This window comes from Vibrio sp. M60_M70, assembly GCF_037162085.1.
GTDB classification, from domain to species: domain Bacteria; phylum Pseudomonadota; class Gammaproteobacteria; order Enterobacterales; family Vibrionaceae; genus Vibrio; species Vibrio diabolicus.
Genome location: NZ_JARLUL010000001.1, coordinates 1,037,567 through 1,057,000 on the forward strand (window position 1 = coordinate 1,037,567; position 19,434 = coordinate 1,057,000).

The window sequence follows — 19,434 nt, forward strand, 5'->3', positions numbered from 1 at the left end:
CCACTCAACCTCATTCTATGTTTATGGGTTATTGTGTACTGGCTGTGCTTGGTATTAAACGAATCGAAAAGATGGAGCCGTACTTTGAAATTCAACACACTCGCCTTGACTATGCTAACTGCGCTTCTTGCAGGTAAGAGCATGGCAACTACTCCGCCATCACCAGTTTGGCATACTATTGCGTTGAGCGATGGTACCTCTAGTGAGGCAATTTTACGCGGCACTGCCGATTTCCACTGGTTTGAAGATAAACAAGGTAATGCCTTGGTTCATGAAGATGGCATTTGGTTTTTTGCACAGATTCAGCGCGAGTCAGACATCCCAACGTTACGCTCGACGGGTGTTGCTAAAACTCAATCGAGTGATGCGCCTGAATCGGCGAAGTTTCGCCCGGATCTACAAGTTAAGCCGCAGTTATCTTCTCTAAAAACCATTGAACCGATGGCGCGCCAAAATCTATTGCGTTCGGCGCAAGGTTATCAGGCGATGAGTAGCTCATCGGTGAAGCAGCAACCACTGTTGGTTGTGCAAGTCTCCTTTGATGATCAAGCGATGGTGCATGACTTCGAACAACGTGTGTTTAATACCGATGGCCAAAGCGTTGTCGATTATTTTGATAAAAACTCTCAAGGGAAATTCAAAGTTGTCCCTGCGATTGAGAGTTATGGTACCGCGAATGATGGTGTGATCAATGTGACCGTGGCGCAAAGCCACCCAAATTGCCACTCTAGCTCAACTGACAAGACTTGTACTGCCAAGTTGAATGCGGTCTTCACCGAAGCGTATCAAAAACTGGATCCGTACTTTAATCTTTCGGCTTACGACAGCAATCAAAATGGTACCGTAGAACCGTCAGAACTCTCAGTTATGTTTATTTTTGCGGGTGGCGACCGTTCAACCGGATTCCTTGATCGTCCTTCTATTTGGCCGCATAAATTCTCTCACGATGATGTGACCCTAGATGGCAAAAAAATTGCCGATTATTGTGTGTTTGCTGACTACCAAGTTGATCATCAAGCGACGTTAGGCGTGATCGTACATGAGCTTGGCCATTTAATGCTTGGCTTGCCGGATTTGTACGCAAGGAACAGTGATGCCTCGATCGGTTCTTGGGGCGTGATGGGCGGTGGTTCATGGGCACAGAAACCGGGAGACTCATACGCAGGAGACACGCCAGTGAACATGAGTGCGTGGAGCAAACACGCCGCTGGTTTCGTAGTACCAACGATCACTCATGAAAGCCCGGTGCCTATTTCCGTGAACAACGACGATGTCAAACTGGTGTATCTCGACCCGTACTTGAAAGAGTTCGGCCCACGCGTTTATTTGGAAAACCGTACCTTTAGCGGTTACGACCGAGCATTGGCGGCAGAAGGCATACTAGCGACGTCGGTTAATGTCCAGAATCGCTTTAACGATGTTGGCGCGATGCAGGTTCAAATCATGCAGGCCGATGGTCTGAATGAGTTAGAGCATGATGGAAGCAGTGATGCCGGCGATTTGTATCCTAATGGTGGCAATGTCATTTCAGATACATCGACCCCGGGTCTGAGAGCGATCGCCGGGTTTGATACTGGGGTTCGTATTTCCAACATTGCCAGCAATACCAACGGCGGCAGTTTTTCTCTTGAGCATATAAACGAGCCAAATAAATCGGCATGGTTGAACTCTCTTCACCAAGGTTATGTGTACGCAAGTGGCAGTAACACTCTGGCGGTATCATTGGATTTGAATGCTGAGACAAAGCTTGATGGTCTTCAACTTTACGCGCAAAGCAATAGCGCTCAAAGTGACATGACTTATCGAGTATGGCGATTCCCATTCTCAGGTAACGTGGGCTACCGATTAATATTGGATCAGAACAATGCTGAACTTTTACAGCAAGGTAGCTTCCAAAAGCCATCCCGAATTTTATTCCCTCAACCAAGCCAATTAAGTGCGGGTCAGCACCTGTTAGTAGTGGAATTAGAAGGCGGTGAATTTGAATCGAACTTTGACTTTGGCCGCTTACTAAAAACTGAAAAATCATCCCTGCCTGTAATGTGGACTGGTAATTACAACGAGATAGGTACGTTTGGTTTAGAGCAAGCTGGATTCTCTTATGTTCCGTTCGCAGCACTCTTGAATGTGGAGGCGAACAACATTGTTGATGCGAAAGCTGATTCACTGCAAACCGATAAGAATACGCCAATCGATCTGAACCTGATGGACAATGATTTCATGGCCATAGGGTATCAGTTCAATGTGGACATTGTGCAGAAGCCTGAGCACGGCACCATTTCTGGCAACCAATACCAACCTGAAGCTAACTTTGTTGGTTTGGACAGCTTCCAATATCGTTTGCTGTCTACGGATGGCGTGTATTCGTCTTCGGTTGTGAGCGTGCAGGTCGAAGTACTTGGTAGTAATGAAGCACCAAAAGCGCTCATCGATGTGGATAGCCAGGAGATTACTGCTGGACAGAAAGTAACATTGTCGGCGGCAAACAGCACAGATGCGGATGGCGATGTGTTGAACTACCGATGGGAGCAATTGGCTGGTACTTCAGTTTCTATCGGAAATTCGGCCAGTGCTACGGCAAGCTTTACAGTGCCTCAAGGTATAAAAGCGGGTGAGGTTCTGACATTCCGTCTAACCGTTACTGATCCAAGTAATGAAACCTCCAGTGCTACCGTCAATTTAACCATGCAAAACGCAGCGCCAGTCACGTTAGCAGATACGGCGACCGTTGCCGTTGGTGAAAGCATTGTGATTGATGCTGCTGGCAATGATTCGGATGTGAATGGCGATAAACTGGTTGTAGAAAGCGTACAGAACCTAACGGGCGTGGGAAGTGCGAGTGTAGAAAATGGCAAAATTCGTTTTCAAGCTCCGGATAGTGCGGTTGATAACATCAAGCTGCAATATACGGTTTCAGATGGCAACGGTGCTACCGCAATAGGTGAAGTGACCGTGACGGTTGTCGCTTCTTTGAAAACAACGACATTCAAGAACTCTGAAGGTAGTGGCAGTGTTTCTTATTGGGCTCTGATGTTACTTGTTGCATTGGGCTGGCGACGCCGCGTCTAAAACGATATCGAATTACTGTATAAGCCACTCACATTGAGTGGCTTATTTTTGTACCCGTTTTGCTTCCTAGTACCTCTCATTATCTTATGAGATGTGTTTCTCATTATTTTTAAAGCGATTTTTCTATTCAGCGGGTACCCTATGGGCAGATTTTTATAAATTAAGGATGTTGTATGTCAACCGAGGACTTTTCTGTTTCGGCAATATGCCGAGAAGCAGCAGTGATGGTCAGAAGGAACCTACTCGCAATTGTCATTGCTTGTATTCCATTGATCATCGTGCACTCAATTTTTGTGTTTATGTATCCTGAAATGACGGGGCAAGATCAAGCGAACGCTCAAGAAGGAAACATCGCGGGATTTTATTTCGTCACAATCATTTTATACCCACTTGTTGCCGCGATGGCGGCTGTGCGTGTACACCGAATTTATTTGGTTGGCGATTACATGCACTCAGCGTTGGATGTATTTCGCTTGTCAGCCAGAGAATTCCGTTTCATTGGCTGGTGGATATTATTTGGGTTGATGATGATGCTCGTCATTGGTATCCCAATCTTTGTGTTGTCGTTTCTCTATATTGCAGAAAGTGGTGAACCCGATTTTGTCGCCATGGCGTTTATCACAACGGTTGCAAGCATTCCGGGCTATTGGGTGATGGCGCGCTGGTCGTTCGTGTTGCCAGCGACCGCAATGGATCATCAGCCGCGCAGCTTGCGTCGTTCGTGGAACCAAAGCAGACCATACAACAAACAAGTATTCATTTTGATGGGCTTAATTCCATTGGGCGCGGGATTGCTCAGTCAGCTTATCTTTAGTCACTTTACTAACCTCTTCATGCTGAGTCTTGTGGGTGTTGCCTATGGTATTTTCGGTGCGTACCAGTTGGCTTTGTTATCGTTGAGCTATAAAACGGTCGTGGACATTGAACGCGCTCGTTTTGATACACCATCAGAGCCACCAAAAACGGGTGAAGAGTTTTCCGCTTAATCATTTGATCGCTTTTACATACCACTTCCGTTTGTGAGGTGGTATGCAGCGGGTTAATACCTTCCTACCACCTTCGCGTTATTCACGCAAAATACCCATGTCCATTTCATGGCTGAATGACAGTGACGTTCACACGTATACTGACAGCAGTACTTCTTGTTATTAAGGAACCCCACATGTCCATTTGGCAACGGGTCAGTTTCACCCATCGCTTTAGTCAATTACCGTCAGCTTTCTATACTTTGGTCGAGCCGCAACCCTTGGATAATACTCGTTGGGTCGCTTGGAATGGTGAGTTTGCGCAGCAGTTTGGTTTACCAGCAGAGCAAAGCGATGAGCTATTGGCGGTTTTTTCTGGGCAAAGCGAATTCGAACCGTTTCGTCCTCTGGCGATGAAATACGCAGGACATCAGTTTGGCGTTTACAACCCAGACTTGGGCGATGGACGTGGATTGCTGTTGGCGGAAATTGAGCATCAAGATGGCACTTGGTTTGATATTCACCTTAAAGGCGCGGGGCTAACCCCCTACTCGCGAATGGGGGACGGCAGGGCGGTGTTGCGCTCAACCATTCGTGAGTATCTATGTAGTGAAGCCATGGCGGGGCTTGGGATCCCGACGACTCGTGCTCTTGGCATGATGGTCAGTGACACGCCGGTTTATCGCGAGAAAACAGAATTCGGCGCAATGTTGATTCGTATGGCGGAGACCCACGTGCGTTTTGGCCATTTCGAGCATTTTTTCTATACCAATCAATTGGCAGAGCAAAAGTTGCTGGCGGACAAAGTGATCGAGTGGCACTTTGCTGATTGTGCATCGGCAGAGAAGCCATACGCTGCAATGTTTGGTGAAATTGTTCAGAAAACAGCGGACATGATTGCTTATTGGCAAGCGTATGGGTTTGCTCATGGGGTAATGAACACCGACAACATGTCGATCCTTGGTCAAACGTTTGATTACGGCCCGTTTGGTTTTCTTGATGATTATGAGCCGGGATATATTTGTAATCATTCCGACTACCAAGGCCGTTATGCATTTGACCAACAGCCAAGAATTGCGCTTTGGAACCTCTCAGCACTCGCGCATGCGCTATCGCCACTCGTTGAGCGAGAAGATTTAGAAGCGTCGTTGAGCCAATTTGAAGTCCGGTTGAGTCAGCAGTTCAGCCGCCTAATGCGTGAGAAGTTGGGTTTAAAAACCAAGATCGCGGAAGATGGACGTTTATTTGAAGCAATGTTTGAGCTCCTTCACCAAAATAACACGGATTACACTCGCTTCTTTAGAACGCTTTCAAATCTTGATACTGATTCTTCTCAAGCCGTAATCGACTTGTTTCTCGACCGAGAAGCTGCGCGAGCTTGGCTTGATCTGTACTTAGCTCGATGTGAGCTAGAGGTTGATGAACTAGGGGAGCTGATTTCAGCCGAACAGCGTTGCGAACAGATGCGTCAAGCCAATCCCAAATACATCTTGCGTAACTACTTGGCTCAGTTGGCCATTGATAAAGCGGAAGAAGGGGACTTTAGTGAATTACACCGATTGGCCGAACTGTTAAAGCGCCCATTTGATGAGCAACCCGAGTTTGATGATTACGCGAAATTGCCACCGGAATGGGGGAAGAAAATGGAGATAAGCTGTTCTTCATAAATGGGTCATTTCCCACCCATTTGAATCTTTTTCTTGGGTGGAATTCACTCGTTATACTCTGTGTTCATGTTAATGGGCTTTGTTAATTTATTGAAATGCATATGAATTTTAACATGGTCCATTAATTGCTCTTTGTTGAACATCCGTACCCATCGCCTAATACCTAGTTATTCATGGACGGGATGGGATGTGATTCAACAAGGAGAATAATAATGTTTAAGCCTCTAACTCTACTATCTGTCTCTGCGCTTGCTGTAACGAGCTTTAACGCTGCCGCGAATTGTGACCCAGGTGAAACGGTCATCAAGTTCAGCCATGTAACGAACGCGGACAAACACCCAAAAGGTATTGCGGCTTCGTTACTTGAAAAACGCGTTAACGAAGAGATGAACGGTAAAGTCTGTATGCAGGTGTTTCCGAACTCAACGCTTTACGATGATGATAAGGTGTTGGAAGCACTACTAAATGGTGATGTTCAACTCGCTGCCCCTTCTCTTTCTAAGTTTGAGAAATTCACCAAAAAGTACCGCCTTTTCGATCTGCCTTTCTTATTCGACGATGTCGACGCTGTTGACCGCTTCCAAAACTCTGAAGCCGGTGAAAAGCTGAAAAACTCAATGAAACGACGTGGTCTACAAGGTATTGCGTTTTGGCATAATGGCATGAAGCAAATGTCAGCCAACAAGCCGCTCATTTCTCCAGCCGACGCTGAAGGGCTTAAGTTCCGTGTTCAAGCTTCTGACGTTCTCGTTGCTCAGTTTGAACAGCTAGGCGCAAACCCGCAAAAAATGTCATTCAAAGAAGTGTACGGTGGCCTGCAAACTAAGGTTATTGATGGTCAAGAAAATACTTGGTCAAACATCTACGGCAAAAAGTTCTTCGAAGTTCAAGATGGCATTACGGAAACGAACCACGGGATTCTGGATTACCTAGTGGTGACGTCAAACGACTTCTGGAAAAACTTACCAGACGATCAGCGCGAGCAGCTAAACACAATCATCCAAGAGGTGACAGCGCAGCGTAATGCTGAGTCGACCAAGGTGAACCTTGCGAACAAAAACAACATCATCGAAGCTGGTGGTGTGGTTCGCACGTTAACGCCAGAGCAGCGCCAAGAGTGGGTCACTGCACTTCAGCCAGTATGGAAGAAGTTTGAAAAAGACATTGGTTCTGACCTAATTGAAGCCGCTTTGGCTTCTAACCAAAAATAATAACGCCTAGCACGCTTAGCCCTCTCGATTAGAGGGGGCTCTTTTCCCCTACAGACGACGTGATGTAATTATGGAACAGACTTTTTTTGCCAAGGCTGGACGAATCACCGATGCCATTGAAGAGACTTTGATTGCTTTCTTCTTAGGTGCCATGACCTTGTTAACCTTTGCCAATGTCATCTTTCGTTATGTCTTTAACGACAATATTCTTTGGGCGCTTGAGCTCACCGTCTTTATGTTCGCATGGATGGTGTTGGTCGGCGCTTCTTACGGTGTGAAAAAACACTTTCATATTGGTGTTGATGTGATCATCAATATAGTGCCAGAGGGCAAACGAAAAGCCTTGGCGTTATTTGCTGCAATATGCTGTTTAGCCTTCTCTATTTTGCTTTTAATTGGCTCTTGGAACTACTGGTATCCGTTCGCCACAGACCGAGCGTGGTATGAAACGGATGATATTCCAATGCCGGAAATGCTTCAGTTTATGGCGGATTGGTTAAACGAGGGAGAGCGTTACGAAAAGCTGCCACGTTTTATTCCTTATTTCGCTTTGCCGCTTGGTATGGCGTTGCTAACGCTGAGATTTGCTCAGGCAACATGGCAAATTGCTACCGGAAAGCTCGACCGACTGATTGCAGGGCATGAAGCAGAAGAAGAGCTAGAGGCGCTTCAAGAAGAGATGAGTGATGCCGGTGATCTTATGGCTCCAAAGGCCTCAGACAATTCTAAGAGCAAGGAGCAATAAGCCATGGATATCTTATTTCTATTTTTGATGGTGATTGGCTTCATGCTCGTCGGCGTGCCAATCGCAGTTTCTCTGGGTCTTTCCAGTATTCTTTTCCTTTTGATTCATTCGGATGCGTCTTTGGCGTCTGTTGCTCAAACGTTGTTTAATGCATTTGCTGGACACTACACTCTATTAGCAATTCCATTCTTCATTTTAGCTTCAAGCTTTATGTCGACAGGTGGTGTAGCGAAACGGATCATTCGTTTCGCGATTGCGATTGTAGGCTGGTTCCGTGGTGGTTTAGCGATGGCTTCGGTTGTCGCGTGTATGATGTTTGCCGCGCTGTCAGGTTCATCTCCAGCAACGGTTGTTGCCATAGGTAGTATCGTTATCGCAGGTATGATCAAAAACGGTTACTCAAAAGAGTTTGCGGCCGGCGTAATTTGTAACGCAGGTACGCTAGGGATTTTGATTCCGCCGTCTATCGTTATGGTAGTTTACGCTGCCGCGACTGATGTATCAGTTGGACGTATGTTCCTCGGTGGTGTGATACCGGGTTTGTTGGCTGGCGTCATGCTGATGATAGCGATCTATATTGCTGCCCGTATTAAGAACCTGCCAAAACAACCATTTGTCGGTTGGAAAGAGACGTTTGATGCAGCTAAGGATGCAAGCTGGGGCTTGTTGCTGGTGGTGATCATTCTCGGTGGTATTTATGGCGGTATTTTCACCCCAACAGAAGCCGCTGCAGTTGCTGCTGTGTACTCGTTCTTTATTGCCAACTTTGTATACAAAGACATGGGGGCATTTGCTGATAAGCAAAATACTAAGCCTGCATTAGTCAAAATTTTTCACACCTTCGTTCATAAAGACACCAAACACACGCTGTATGAAGCGGGTAAACTCACCATCATGCTGCTTTTCATTATTGCCAATGCGTTAATTTTGAAGCACGTTCTCACGGAAGAACGCATCCCGCAAATGATCACAGAGTCAATGATGTCAGCTGGTTTAGGACCAATCACCTTCTTGATTGTGGTGAACGTATTGCTGTTGATTGGTGGTCAATTTATGGAGCCATCAGGCTTATTGATCATTGTTGCACCACTGGTGTTTCCAATTGCGATAGCACTGGGGATCGACCCAATTCACTTAGGTATTATGATGGTGGTGAATATGGAGATAGGTATGATAACACCACCTGTTGGGCTTAACTTGTTTGTTACTGCAGGTGTCGCCAAAATGTCGATGATGAATGTAGTAAAAGCCGCACTGCCATGGGTGGCGGTGATGTTCCTATTCCTCATTATTGTAACGTACGTGCCATGGGTGTCTACTTGGTTACCAACGACCTTGATGGGGCCAGAAATCATTACTAAGTAATGGCACCAGATATTTGAAGAAAAACAAAAGAGGTGTGATGATTCACACCTCTTCGTCTATGGGTTTGTAGCTAGGCCTACGAGGGTCTGGGTGGACTCGCCGCTCGTAGCTTCGCCACTTCTTTTTATTCTTGCGCCGCTCCTCGCCTGAACGTCTCTCTTCTTGATATTGCCCGTCTACCATCACGGTATCTGTAATGATCGGTATTCTCACTTTCTCGTTCATATCCGTAACAACCATGATGAATCAGTTATTAAAAATTATGATTCAAGTTGGATATAATACCAATCCTTGAGAATCGTTTTATTTATAGAGCTCTTTATCTATTTGATAGCGTTGCATTTTGTCATACAGAGTTTTTCGAGGCACATTCAATTGCGCCATTGTCTGTTTAATGCTGCCGTTATTTTCCAGTAATGCGCCTTCAATGGCTGCTCTCTCGAACTCTGCTACTTGTTCTGCAAGACTTGAAGAAGGCTTGGCAACTGGAGTCGATTCTCCTAACTGAATTAATTTACCCAATAGCACGAAACGCTCTGCTGCATTTCTTAGCTCGCGAACATTGCCTGGCCAGTCATGGTTCATCAGTTGGGCGAGGTCGTGGGATGACAAGCTAGGAGAGCTTTTACCGTAACGTGAAGCCGCTACCAATAGGAAATGATGGAAGAGGGCAGGGATGTCTTCTTTCCGTTCACGCAGTGGCGGGAGATCTAAGGTAACCACATTCAGTCGATAGTAAAGATCTTGGCGAAAGGTTCCCTCTTCAGCAGCGCGTTTCAAATCGACTTTGGTTGCGGCAATTACTCGAATATCTAAGGGCAAGAGTTCATTCGAGCCGACACGCTCAATCACACGCTCTTGCAGTACTCTCAGTAAACGGATTTGGGCTTGGATTGGCATTGACTCGATTTCATCCAAGAAAAGTGTACCGCCTTGAGCAAATTCAAATTTACCGATACGGCGGCTTTCTGCGCCAGTAAATGCGCCTTTTTCATGCCCGTAGAGTTCGCTCTCAATCAAATTCTCTGGTACTGCACCACAATTTACTGCGACAAAGTTTTGGTTCCGTCGAGAGCTTTGCTCATGCAAAGAGCGGGCGATTAACTCTTTACCTGTACCAGTCTCGCCAAACAATAAGATATCTGCATCAGTATCGGCGATGTGAGCAATGGTTTCGCGTAACATTTGAATGCTAGACGTTTCTCCGATAACACGAGGTCCGAGCGTTTTACTTGCCTTGAGAGACAGGCGTAACTTCTCGTTTTCAACCGTTAATTGGCGCTTCTCAATGGCGCGCTTGACGGTTTCAACTAGGTGCTCAGGTGGGAATGGCTTTTCGATAAAATCATACGCTCCTTGGTGTAACGCATTAACTGCCATTGAGATATCGCCATGACCAGTAATCATAATCACGGGAAGATGGGTGTCTTTTCGTACAAGGGTATTCAGTAAATCCATCCCTGAAATACCGGGTAAGCAAATATCGGTAATCACCACACCTGGCTCGGCTCCCTGCTTAATGGCGAGTAAGGCAGATTCAGCGTCTGGAAAGAATGTGGCATCGATATCTGCCAATTCAAACGTTTGTTCTATTGCCAGTCTAAGATCGGCTTCATCATCAATAAAAAACACCTGACACATGATCTCATCCTTTTGATTGTTCTGTGTTGTTAGGAGCGATAGGTAAACACAATGAAAATCGAGCTCCGCCTTGTTCTCGATTTTGGGCACATAATCTTCCGTTCATACTGGCTAAGATTTGTTGCGAGATAGAGAGTCCTAAACCTAACCCATTTTGTTTGGTAGTTAGGAAAGGCTCACATAAGTCCGAAAGTGAGAAATCTCCAAGCCCTGGACCATTGTCATCTACATGAATCCAAACCAAACCGGCATGTTCGTCTTGCTCTACGGATAACTGTACTTGTTTGTCTTGTTGCTCTTTGAGAGCCTCTATCGCATTGGTCAGCAAATTAACCAACACTTGTTCAAGTTGAATGATATTGATCTGAACTTCAACATCGTGCTCTGGTACCTGCGTTTCTAGCGTGACACGTGCAGATTTAAGTGCGGGTTTCATCAGCTCTTTGACTGAGGCAATTACTGGAAACAAACGAGATTGAGCCAGCTCGTTTCCACTGGTTTTTTTAGCGAAAGAACGAAGCTGCTGACTGATGTTTGCCATACGATCAGTGAGGGCTGAGATGCGAGTTAGATTATCTTCCACTCGCTCATATTTTTCTTTTTGGAGGAACAGCTTGCCGTTTTCAGCAAAGCTGCGAATGGCCGCAAGTGGATTATTCAGTTCATGACTGATACTGGCTGACATTTGCCCTAATACTGCTAGTTTCGCAGCTTGAACGAGTTCGTCTTGCGTTAGGCGAAGTGTTTGTTCGGTTTCTATTCTCTGGGCGATTTCTGCTTGCAATTCTGCGGTGCGAGCCATGACTTGATATTCAAGTTTTTGATTGGCCTCTTGCTGAATTCTCTCAAGTTGTAAGTGGCGTTGTTGACGGTGATAGATGAGCTGGCCAATTAAAAACAACACGGTGAATGCAAGAGTAAGTACAAAAATGTAACCCATTGTGAGCCAGACGATAGACTGCTTGGGAGATAGTACACGGATGGTCAGCTTGAGCTCTGGTAGGGGCAACGAAGAGACCACCAAGGTCCCTTTGTTATATGGGTAACCTTGTTTTAGCTCAGAATGCGTTTCCTCCACATTGCCCACCAGTCCTAGGGTTTCAATTGGCTCATCAAGATATTGTCGGCTTGCCCAAACTTGCTTTTTTTCATTCTCAGTCAGCGGTTGTAAGCTTTTGAGTAGCCAATCACTTCGGCTACTCATGAAAACAATCCCGTGCGGATCGCTCGCGACAAACACACTATTTGGCTGCTGCCAGTTGTCTTCTATTTTACTCAAGTCCATCTTAACCACGACCACACCAAGGACGCCGCCCGCGTATATGATCGGATAAGAATAGTAGTAGCCACGCTTACCCGAAGTCGAACCCAGCGCGTAGTATTGGCTTCGTTCCCCAACGATTGCTTGTTTGAAATAAGGGCGGAACGCAAAATTTCGTCCAATAAAAGATCGCTCTTTACGCCAGTTGCTGGCCGCGATCGTTGTACCCCATTGATCGATTAAATAGGTATCTGCCGCTTCAATCACGTCATTAACGGATTCTAAATACCGATTGGTGAGTTCCAGTTGGGCACTGTTATTTGGATGCAGTAACGCTTGATGGAGAGGGTCATCTTTAGCCAGAAGATTAGGGATATGGGCGTATTTATCGAGTTTGTTTTTAATATGACTAGAAAATTGCTCAAGTTGGGACTGGTGTTTATCAAGCAATGATTGATAACTAGTCTGCCAAACCCAATGACCACCTATGATTGCGCAAAGGAAATAGAAGGCAAAAAAAGTCAGCAGAATCCGGTTTTTTTGCGACATCCTTACACTCCTTAAACCTTTCCTTTGGTCACGTAAGAAAATGTTAATAGTTTGTAGGGAGGATTAGGGATTTAGTTTTCAACTCTGTGGAGTAAAACAAGAGCAAGATCTCTTTTTAGGCTTTTCGATAAAAAAACCGGTCGATTCTCTTGAAAAAGTCGCTATTGTCCCCATTCTAGATATGCTGACGATACTTAGACGCTGTTTGAATCGCATTTTTGAAGAAAAAATGGGTCAGCATTCGAGAATTTAGCGCAGACAATGTCCACATAGTGGCTATTGGCTCGACAGGGTTGCGACAGATCGCTAGAATGTCGCGTCTAAAAATTCTGTCCTGAGGCTAATAGGAGATACCTTTGGTAATTTTATCGAAGATATCACTGATTAGTCCGGTACTGACAAACAGTATCGATACTCGATTTAAATTAGGTGTTCGGACAGAACACTACACAAGGATGAAGCGTAAGCTCCGCTGAGTTTCGCTCATACGCTCGGAAAACCGAGCCACTTTAGAGGTTTATATATAATGCAAGTTACTGTTGAAACGCTAGAGGGCCTAGAGCGCCGTCTAAACATTACTGTTCCAGCTGCAAACATCGAAGACGCTGTAACAGCTGAACTACGCAACATCGCTAAAAACCGTCGTTTCGATGGTTTCCGTAAGGGTAAAGTGCCTCTAAAAATGGTTGCTAAGATGTACGGCAAAGCAGTACGTCAAGACGTTCTTGGTGAAGTTATGCAACGCCACTTCATCGAAGCTATCGTTAAAGAGAAAATCAACCCAGCTGGCGCTCCAACTTTCGCTCCTGTAGAAAACAAAGAAGGTTCAGACCTAGTTTTCACTGCAACTTTTGAAGTTTACCCAGAAGTTGAGCTTAAAGGCCTAGAAAACATCACTGTTGAAAAACCGCTAACTGAAGTTAAAGACGCAGACGTAGAAGAGATGATCGATACTCTACGTAAGCAACAAGCTACTTGGGTTGAAGTTGAAGAAGCAGCAGAAGATGGCAAACGCGTAAGCATTGACTTCGTTGGTTCTATCGACGGTGAAGAATTCGAGGGCGGTAAAGCTGAGAACTTCCCACTAGAAATGGGCGCTGGTCGCATGATTCCTGGTTTCGAAGACGGTATCGCAGGTAAAACTGCAGGTATGGAATTCGACATCGATGTGACTTTCCCAGAAGATTACCACGCTGAAAACCTAAAAGGTAAAGCAGCTAAGTTCGCAATCAAAGTGAACAAAGTTGAAGCTCGTGAACTGCCAGAACTAAACGACGAGTTCGTTGCTAAGTTCGGTGTTGTTGAAGGCGGTGTTGAAGCACTTAAAGCTGAAGTTCGTAAAAACATGGAACGCGAGCTTAAGCAAGCTGTTAAGAACCGCATCAAAGAGCAAGCGATTGACGGTCTAGTTGAGCAAAACGACATCAACGTACCATCAGCGCTTATCGAGCAAGAAATCCAAGTTCTACGCCAACAAGCTGCACAACGCTTCGGTGGTAACCCAGAAGCTGCTGCTCAGCTTCCACGTGAACTGTTCGAAGAGCAAGCTAAACGTCGCGTAGTAGTTGGTCTTCTACTAGGTGAAGTAATCAAGTCTGAAGAGCTAAAAGCGGACGACGAGAAAGTTAAAGCTCTGATTGAAGAAATGGCTACTGCATACGAAGATCCATCAGAAGTTATTGCTTACTACGAGCAAAACGAAGAAATGATGAACAACATGCGCAACGTAGCTCTAGAAGAGCAAGCAATCGACGCGATCATCGCTAAAGCACAGGTTTCTGAGAAAGAAGTAGGCTTCAACGAGCTACTTAACCAACAACAACCTGCTGCTTAATAAGCAATATCTTGCGTAGAAGGTTGACTTAACGTTAACTATTCTGCTAACAATGGTCCGTATGATAGTCATCATCCGGGCCATTTATTTTAGGGACATAAGAATATGAGCTACCAAGAAAAAAATGCAATGTCGCCAATTATGGACGCGCTAGTACCAATGGTGGTTGAACAAACTTCCCGCGGCGAACGCTCTTACGACATCTACTCACGTCTGCTGAAAGAGCGCGTGATTTTTTTAACGGGTCAAGTGGAAGACCACATGGCAAACCTTGTCGTGGCTCAGCTACTTTTCCTAGAATCTGAAAATCCAGATAAAGATATTTTCCTATACATCAACTCGCCAGGCGGCAGCGTAACAGCTGGTATGTCTATCTACGATACCATGCAGTTTATTAAGCCAAATGTTAGCACTGTATGTATGGGTCAAGCATGTTCAATGGGTGCCTTCCTGTTAGCAGGTGGTGCGCCAGGTAAGCGCTACGTACTGCCTAACTCTCGTGTAATGATCCACCAACCATTGGGTGGTTTCCAGGGTCAAGCTTCTGATATCCAAATCCATGCTCAGGAAATCCTGACCATTAAGCAGAAGCTAAACAAGTTGTTAGCAGAACATACTGGCCAACCTCTTGAAGTCATTGAGCGCGATACTGATCGTGATAACTTCATGTCATCAGAGCAGGCTGTGGAATACGGTATCGTGGATGCAGTGTTAAGCCACCGCGGCGAGTAATTAGCCAGCGCATTTTGGCAAAAATTGATATACACTCATTCATGAAGAGTAAAGGCTAAGAGGTTAGCGAATGACAGATAAAAGCAAAGAAAGTGGCAGCGGTAAATTGCTGTACTGTTCTTTCTGCGGCAAAAGTCAGCACGAAGTTCGCAAGCTAATCGCAGGTCCGTCAGTGTACATTTGCGACGAGTGTGTCGACTTATGTAACGATATTATTCGCGAAGAAATCAAGGATGTTCTCCCTAAGAAAGAATCTGAAGCGTTACCAACGCCAAAACAGATCCGTGAACACCTTGATGACTATGTGATCGGGCAAGATTACGCGAAAAAAGTGCTCGCAGTTGCGGTATATAACCACTACAAGCGTTTACGCAATGGTGATACAACGAGTGAAGGTGTGGAGCTTGGTAAAAGTAACATCCTTCTAATTGGCCCAACAGGTAGCGGTAAAACACTACTTGCTGAGACATTAGCTCGATTCTTGGATGTGCCATTTACAATGGCAGACGCAACCACACTAACCGAGGCTGGTTATGTGGGTGAAGACGTTGAAAACATCATCCAAAAGCTTCTGCAAAAATGTGATTACGATGTAGCTAAAGCTGAACGCGGCATCGTTTACATTGATGAAATTGATAAAATTTCACGCAAAGCTGAAAACCCATCTATTACGCGTGACGTATCTGGTGAAGGTGTTCAGCAGGCGCTACTAAAACTTATCGAAGGCACGGTTGCATCGGTTCCACCTCAAGGTGGTCGTAAGCACCCTCAGCAAGAATTCCTACAAGTGGACACGTCGAAGATCCTGTTCATCTGTGGTGGTGCATTTGCTGGCCTAGATAAGGTGATTGAGCAGCGTGTTGCAACAGGTACAGGTATTGGCTTCGGTGCTGAAGTTCGTTCTAAAAACGAATCGAAGACCGTGGGTGAGCTATTTACTCAGGTTGAGCCTGAGGATTTAGTGAAGTACGGACTCATTCCAGAATTCATTGGTCGTCTTCCTGTGACAACAACACTGACTGAGCTTGATGAAGAAGCGTTGATTCAGATCCTATGTGAACCGAAGAACGCATTAACCAAGCAATACGCAGCATTGTTTGAGCTTGAAAACGCTGAACTTGAGTTCCGAGAAGATGCGCTGCGCGCTATCGCTAAGAAAGCAATGGAGCGTAAGACAGGTGCTCGTGGTTTACGCTCGATCCTTGAAGGCGTATTACTAGAAACCATGTACGAACTGCCATCTGCGACAGACGTAAGTAAGGTCGTGATTGATGAGTCCGTCATCAATGGTGAGTCAGAGCCATTGCTTATTTATAGCAACTCAGACAATCAGGCCGCTGGAGCAGAATAAATTCAGCCGTAATGAAAAAGGAGGTAAGTAATTACCTCCTTTTTTTATTTCTCTTATTGAATCCAAACAATTAGCCCCCATATAAATCGATAAGTAATACGTAAACGTGAAAGCGGAAGAGAGAATTATATGAACTTGGAACGTTCCGAGCGTATCGAGATCCCGGTACTACCTCTACGTGACGTAGTGGTCTACCCGCACATGGTTATTCCATTGTTTGTTGGTCGTGAGAAATCGATTAGCTGTTTAGAAACGGCGATGGAAACCAACAAACAAGTTCTTCTTGTGGCACAAAAGCAAGCTGATACTGATGAGCCTACGGTTGACGACCTATTTGAAGTCGGTACGGTAGCCACCATTCTCCAGCTACTGAAGCTTCCGGATGGCACAGTAAAAGTACTGGTTGAAGGCCAGCAACGTGCGAAAATCAATCACTTTAAAGAGAGTGACTTCTTCCTAGCGGAAGCGGAATTTGTTGTTACGCCAGAATTGGATGAGCGTGAGCAAGAAGTGATTGTTCGCAGTGCGATTAATCAGTTTGAAGGCTTTATTAAGCTAAACAAGAAGATTCCACCAGAAGTTCTCACCTCACTCAACGGTATCGACGAAGCGGCTCGCTTAGCGGATACCATTGCAGCTCATATGCCGTTGAAGCTGGTGGATAAGCAGCAAGTGCTTGAAATTGTTGATGTTACTGAGCGTCTGGAATTCCTAATGGGCCAGATGGAATCAGAGATCGATTTGCTGCAAGTTGAAAAACGCATTCGTGGTCGCGTTAAAAAGCAAATGGAAAAATCTCAGCGTGAGTACTATCTGAATGAGCAAATGAAAGCGATTCAGAAAGAACTTGGTGAGATGGAAGACGCACCAGACGAGTTCGAAACGCTGCAGAAGAAGATTGACGAATCAAAAATGCCTCAAGAGGCACGTGAAAAGACTGAGCAAGAGCTGCAAAAGCTTAAGATGATGTCTCCAATGTCTGCCGAAGCAACAGTGGTTCGTAGCTACATCGATTGGATGGTCAGCGTGCCTTGGGCTAAACGCTCAAAAGTTAAGAAAAATTTAGCGAAAGCAGAAGAGATTCTTAATGAAGACCACTACGGTCTAGAGCGCGTAAAAGAGCGTATTCTTGAATACTTGGCGGTTCAAAACCGAATCAATAAGTTAAAAGGTCCAATCCTTTGTCTTGTTGGTCCTCCAGGTGTGGGTAAAACGTCTCTTGGTCGTTCAATTGCTTCTGCTACAGGTCGGAAGTACGTTCGTATGGCGCTGGGTGGTGTACGTGATGAAGCAGAAATTCGCGGTCACCGCCGTACTTACATTGGCTCATTGCCAGGTAAATTAATCCAGAAGATGTCGAAAGTTGGCGTGAAGAACCCATTGTTCTTATTGGACGAAATCGACAAAATGTCTTCAGATATGCGCGGCGATCCGGCATCAGCGCTACTAGAAGTACTTGATCCTGAACAGAATAACTCGTTCAACGATCACTACTTAGAAGTGGATTATGACCTTTCTGACGTTATGTTCGTTGCAACCTCGAACTCGATGAACATTCCAGGTCCATTGCTAGACCGTATGGAAGTTATTCGTTTATCTGGTTACACAGAAGACGAGAAGCTGAACATTGCAAAACGTCACCTTGTTGATAAGCAAGTGAAGCGCAATGGTCTAAAACCAGATGAGATCATCATTGAAGACTCTGCGATTATTGGCATTATCCGTTACTACACTCGTGAAGCGGGTGTCCGTAACTTAGAACGTGAGATCTCTAAGATCTGCCGTAAAGCCGTGAAGAACATCTTGCTGGATAAAGACATCAAGTCAGTCACGGTAACGATGGACAACCTAAAAGAGTACTTGGGTGTTCAACGTTTCGATTACGGTAAAGCGGATGAAAGTAACCGAATTGGTCAAGTGACAGGTCTAGCTTGGACAGAAGTGGGTGGTGATCTGCTAACGATTGAAACTCAATCCATGCCAGGTAAAGGTAAGCTGACGCAAACGGGCTCTCTTGGTGACGTGATGCAAGAGTCTATCCAAGCCGCAATGACAGTAGTTCGCTCTCGTGCAGAAAAACTGGGTATCAATACTGACTTCTACGAGAAGAAAGATATTCACGTGCACGTACCGGAAGGCGCGACGCCAAAAGATGGCCCAAGTGCGGGTACTGCAATGTGTACTGCTTTGGTTTCAGCTCTGACAGGTAACCCTGTGAAAGCAGAGGTAGCGATGACGGGTGAAATCACACTGCGTGGTGAAGTCCTACCTATCGGTGGCCTAAAAGAGAAGTTACTTGCGGCACACCGTGGCGGCATTAAGACTGTGCTAATTCCAAAAGACAACGAGCGTGATTTGGAAGAGATTCCTGATAATGTTATCGCTGATCTGGAAGTCATCCCTGTACAGTGGATTGATGAAGTACTGAAAGTCGCACTAGAGCGAGACCCGACGGGCGTTGAGTTTGAGTCTCAAAAATAGTGATGTGCAGCAAAAATAAGTAAAAGTTTACGCTGATAAGTCTAAAAAGGCTTGTCAGCGTTTTTTTGGGCGCTAAGTTAGTTTCGATAGCTGCCAGCCCTTGACGAATAAGGGATGGAGCATATTTTCTTAACAATGGAACGAAAGTCATCACAAAAATAATCACAGATGACACAAAGGGGAAATTACAGTGAATAAAACTCAGTTAGTAGAACAAATCGCAGAAAATGCAGACATTTCTAAAGCGTCAGCGGGTCGTGCTCTAGATGCATTCATCGAAGCAGTAAGCGGCACTCTTCAGTCTGGTGATCAAGTTGCTCTAGTTGGCTTTGGTACATTCAGCGTTCGTACTCGTGCTGCACGTACTGGTCGTAACCCAAAAACTGGTGAAGAAATCCAAATCGCAGAAGCAAAAGTACCAGCTTTTAAAGCTGGTAAAGCACTGAAAGACGCTTGTAACTAATCACAACGTTAATTCTGTAACCGGCCATTTGCTTAACTTTTGCTCAAACAATAAGTTTCGAACAAAAATTTACAAACTTCGAGCCGAACTTTCTTAAATT

Annotated in this window: 14 protein-coding genes; 11 read left to right on the plus strand and 3 right to left on the minus strand. The window is 45.3% G+C overall.

Translation table 11 applies throughout. The features are described 5' to 3' along the window. Nucleotides 1–84 precede the first annotated feature (84 nt). From P4S59_RS04915 to P4S59_RS04940, 6 genes are all read left to right on the plus strand, one after another. Complete coding sequence (locus P4S59_RS04915) at nt 85–3,069, plus strand: M6 family metalloprotease domain-containing protein (RefSeq protein ID WP_337168039.1); 2,985 nt, start codon at nt 85–87, stop codon at nt 3,067–3,069. Nucleotides 3,070–3,242: 173 nt separating this feature from the next. Next, a complete protein-coding gene (locus tag P4S59_RS04920; RefSeq protein WP_005390499.1) occupies nt 3,243–4,055 on the plus strand; it encodes a hypothetical protein in 813 nt (270 codons plus the stop codon). A gap of 176 nt (nt 4,056–4,231) precedes the next feature. Then, on the plus strand, nt 4,232–5,701 hold the full coding sequence (locus P4S59_RS04925) for a protein adenylyltransferase SelO (RefSeq protein WP_161443701.1): 1,470 nt from the start codon (nt 4,232–4,234) through the stop codon (nt 5,699–5,701). 212 nt (nt 5,702–5,913) lie between these two features. After that, nucleotides 5,914–6,912, plus strand: a complete 999-nt coding sequence (locus P4S59_RS04930) for a TRAP transporter substrate-binding protein (RefSeq protein ID WP_005390503.1) — start codon at nt 5,914–5,916, stop codon at nt 6,910–6,912. Nucleotides 6,913–6,982: 70 nt separating this feature from the next. After that, entirely contained in the window at nt 6,983–7,657 is a 675-nt protein-coding gene (locus P4S59_RS04935) for a TRAP transporter small permease (protein ID WP_005390505.1), read from the plus strand. A gap of 3 nt (nt 7,658–7,660) precedes the next feature. After that, nucleotides 7,661–9,022 (plus strand): TRAP transporter large permease, encoded by a 1,362-nt coding sequence (locus P4S59_RS04940; RefSeq protein ID WP_337168040.1) that lies wholly within the window; start codon nt 7,661–7,663, stop codon nt 9,020–9,022. A gap of 42 nt (nt 9,023–9,064) precedes the next feature. Here the strand turns inward: P4S59_RS04940 and P4S59_RS04945 are convergent, their stop codons facing one another. From P4S59_RS04945 to P4S59_RS04955, 3 genes are all read right to left on the minus strand, one after another. Further along, nucleotides 9,065–9,247 (minus strand): hypothetical protein, encoded by a 183-nt coding sequence (locus P4S59_RS04945; RefSeq protein WP_041853050.1) that lies wholly within the window; start codon nt 9,245–9,247, stop codon nt 9,065–9,067. A 78-nt stretch (nt 9,248–9,325) separates the two neighbouring features. Continuing rightward, nucleotides 9,326–10,663, minus strand: a complete 1,338-nt coding sequence (locus P4S59_RS04950) for a sigma-54-dependent transcriptional regulator (protein WP_005390512.1) — start codon at nt 10,661–10,663, stop codon at nt 9,326–9,328. Nucleotides 10,664–10,667: 4 nt separating this feature from the next. After that, on the minus strand, nt 10,668–12,473 hold the full coding sequence (locus tag P4S59_RS04955) for a sensor histidine kinase (RefSeq protein WP_317346048.1): 1,806 nt from the start codon (nt 12,471–12,473) through the stop codon (nt 10,668–10,670). 526 nt (nt 12,474–12,999) lie between these two features. Between P4S59_RS04955 and tig the strand changes: the two genes are divergently transcribed. The 5 genes from tig (at nt 13,000) to P4S59_RS04980 (ending at nt 19,334) form a co-directional block, all read left to right on the plus strand. Further along, a complete protein-coding gene (gene tig / locus P4S59_RS04960; RefSeq protein WP_005390526.1) occupies nt 13,000–14,307 on the plus strand; it encodes a trigger factor in 1,308 nt (435 codons plus the stop codon). A gap of 105 nt (nt 14,308–14,412) precedes the next feature. Continuing rightward, nucleotides 14,413–15,039 (plus strand): ATP-dependent Clp endopeptidase proteolytic subunit ClpP, encoded by a 627-nt coding sequence (gene clpP / locus P4S59_RS04965; protein ID WP_005382347.1) that lies wholly within the window; start codon nt 14,413–14,415, stop codon nt 15,037–15,039. A 70-nt stretch (nt 15,040–15,109) separates the two neighbouring features. Next, nucleotides 15,110–16,390 carry an ATP-dependent protease ATP-binding subunit ClpX gene (gene clpX / locus P4S59_RS04970; RefSeq protein WP_005390528.1) on the plus strand — a complete coding sequence of 427 codons (1,281 nt, stop codon included), beginning with the start codon at nt 15,110–15,112 and terminating at the stop codon, nt 16,388–16,390. Between the two features lie 129 nt (nt 16,391–16,519). Further along, nucleotides 16,520–18,871 carry an endopeptidase La gene (lon, locus tag P4S59_RS04975; protein ID WP_005390529.1) on the plus strand — a complete coding sequence of 784 codons (2,352 nt, stop codon included), beginning with the start codon at nt 16,520–16,522 and terminating at the stop codon, nt 18,869–18,871. Nucleotides 18,872–19,061: 190 nt separating this feature from the next. After that, on the plus strand, nt 19,062–19,334 hold the full coding sequence (locus tag P4S59_RS04980) for an HU family DNA-binding protein (protein WP_005382341.1): 273 nt from the start codon (nt 19,062–19,064) through the stop codon (nt 19,332–19,334). Nucleotides 19,335–19,434 lie beyond the last annotated feature (100 nt).

Excerpts from the sequence above, each read along its gene's own strand:
- P4S59_RS04920 (WP_005390499.1), top strand. The coding sequence starts at position 3,243 with ATGTCAACCGAGGACTTTTCTGTTTCGGCAATATGCCGAGAAGCAGCA.
- P4S59_RS04925 (WP_161443701.1), top strand. The coding sequence starts at position 4,232 with ATGTCCATTTGGCAACGGGTCAGTTTCACCCATCGCTTTAGTCAATTA.
- P4S59_RS04930 (WP_005390503.1), top strand. The coding sequence starts at position 5,914 with ATGTTTAAGCCTCTAACTCTACTATCTGTCTCTGCGCTTGCTGTAACG.
- P4S59_RS04935 (WP_005390505.1), top strand. The coding sequence starts at position 6,983 with ATGGAACAGACTTTTTTTGCCAAGGCTGGACGAATCACCGATGCCATT.
- P4S59_RS04940 (WP_337168040.1), top strand. The coding sequence starts at position 7,661 with ATGGATATCTTATTTCTATTTTTGATGGTGATTGGCTTCATGCTCGTC.
- P4S59_RS04945 (WP_041853050.1), bottom strand. The coding sequence starts at position 9,247 with ATGAACGAGAAAGTGAGAATACCGATCATTACAGATACCGTGATGGTA.
- P4S59_RS04950 (WP_005390512.1), bottom strand. The coding sequence starts at position 10,663 with ATGTGTCAGGTGTTTTTTATTGATGATGAAGCCGATCTTAGACTGGCA.
- P4S59_RS04955 (WP_317346048.1), bottom strand. The coding sequence starts at position 12,473 with ATGTCGCAAAAAAACCGGATTCTGCTGACTTTTTTTGCCTTCTATTTC.
- tig (WP_005390526.1), top strand. The coding sequence starts at position 13,000 with ATGCAAGTTACTGTTGAAACGCTAGAGGGCCTAGAGCGCCGTCTAAAC.
- clpP (WP_005382347.1), top strand. The coding sequence starts at position 14,413 with ATGAGCTACCAAGAAAAAAATGCAATGTCGCCAATTATGGACGCGCTA.
- clpX (WP_005390528.1), top strand. The coding sequence starts at position 15,110 with ATGACAGATAAAAGCAAAGAAAGTGGCAGCGGTAAATTGCTGTACTGT.
- lon (WP_005390529.1), top strand. The coding sequence starts at position 16,520 with ATGAACTTGGAACGTTCCGAGCGTATCGAGATCCCGGTACTACCTCTA.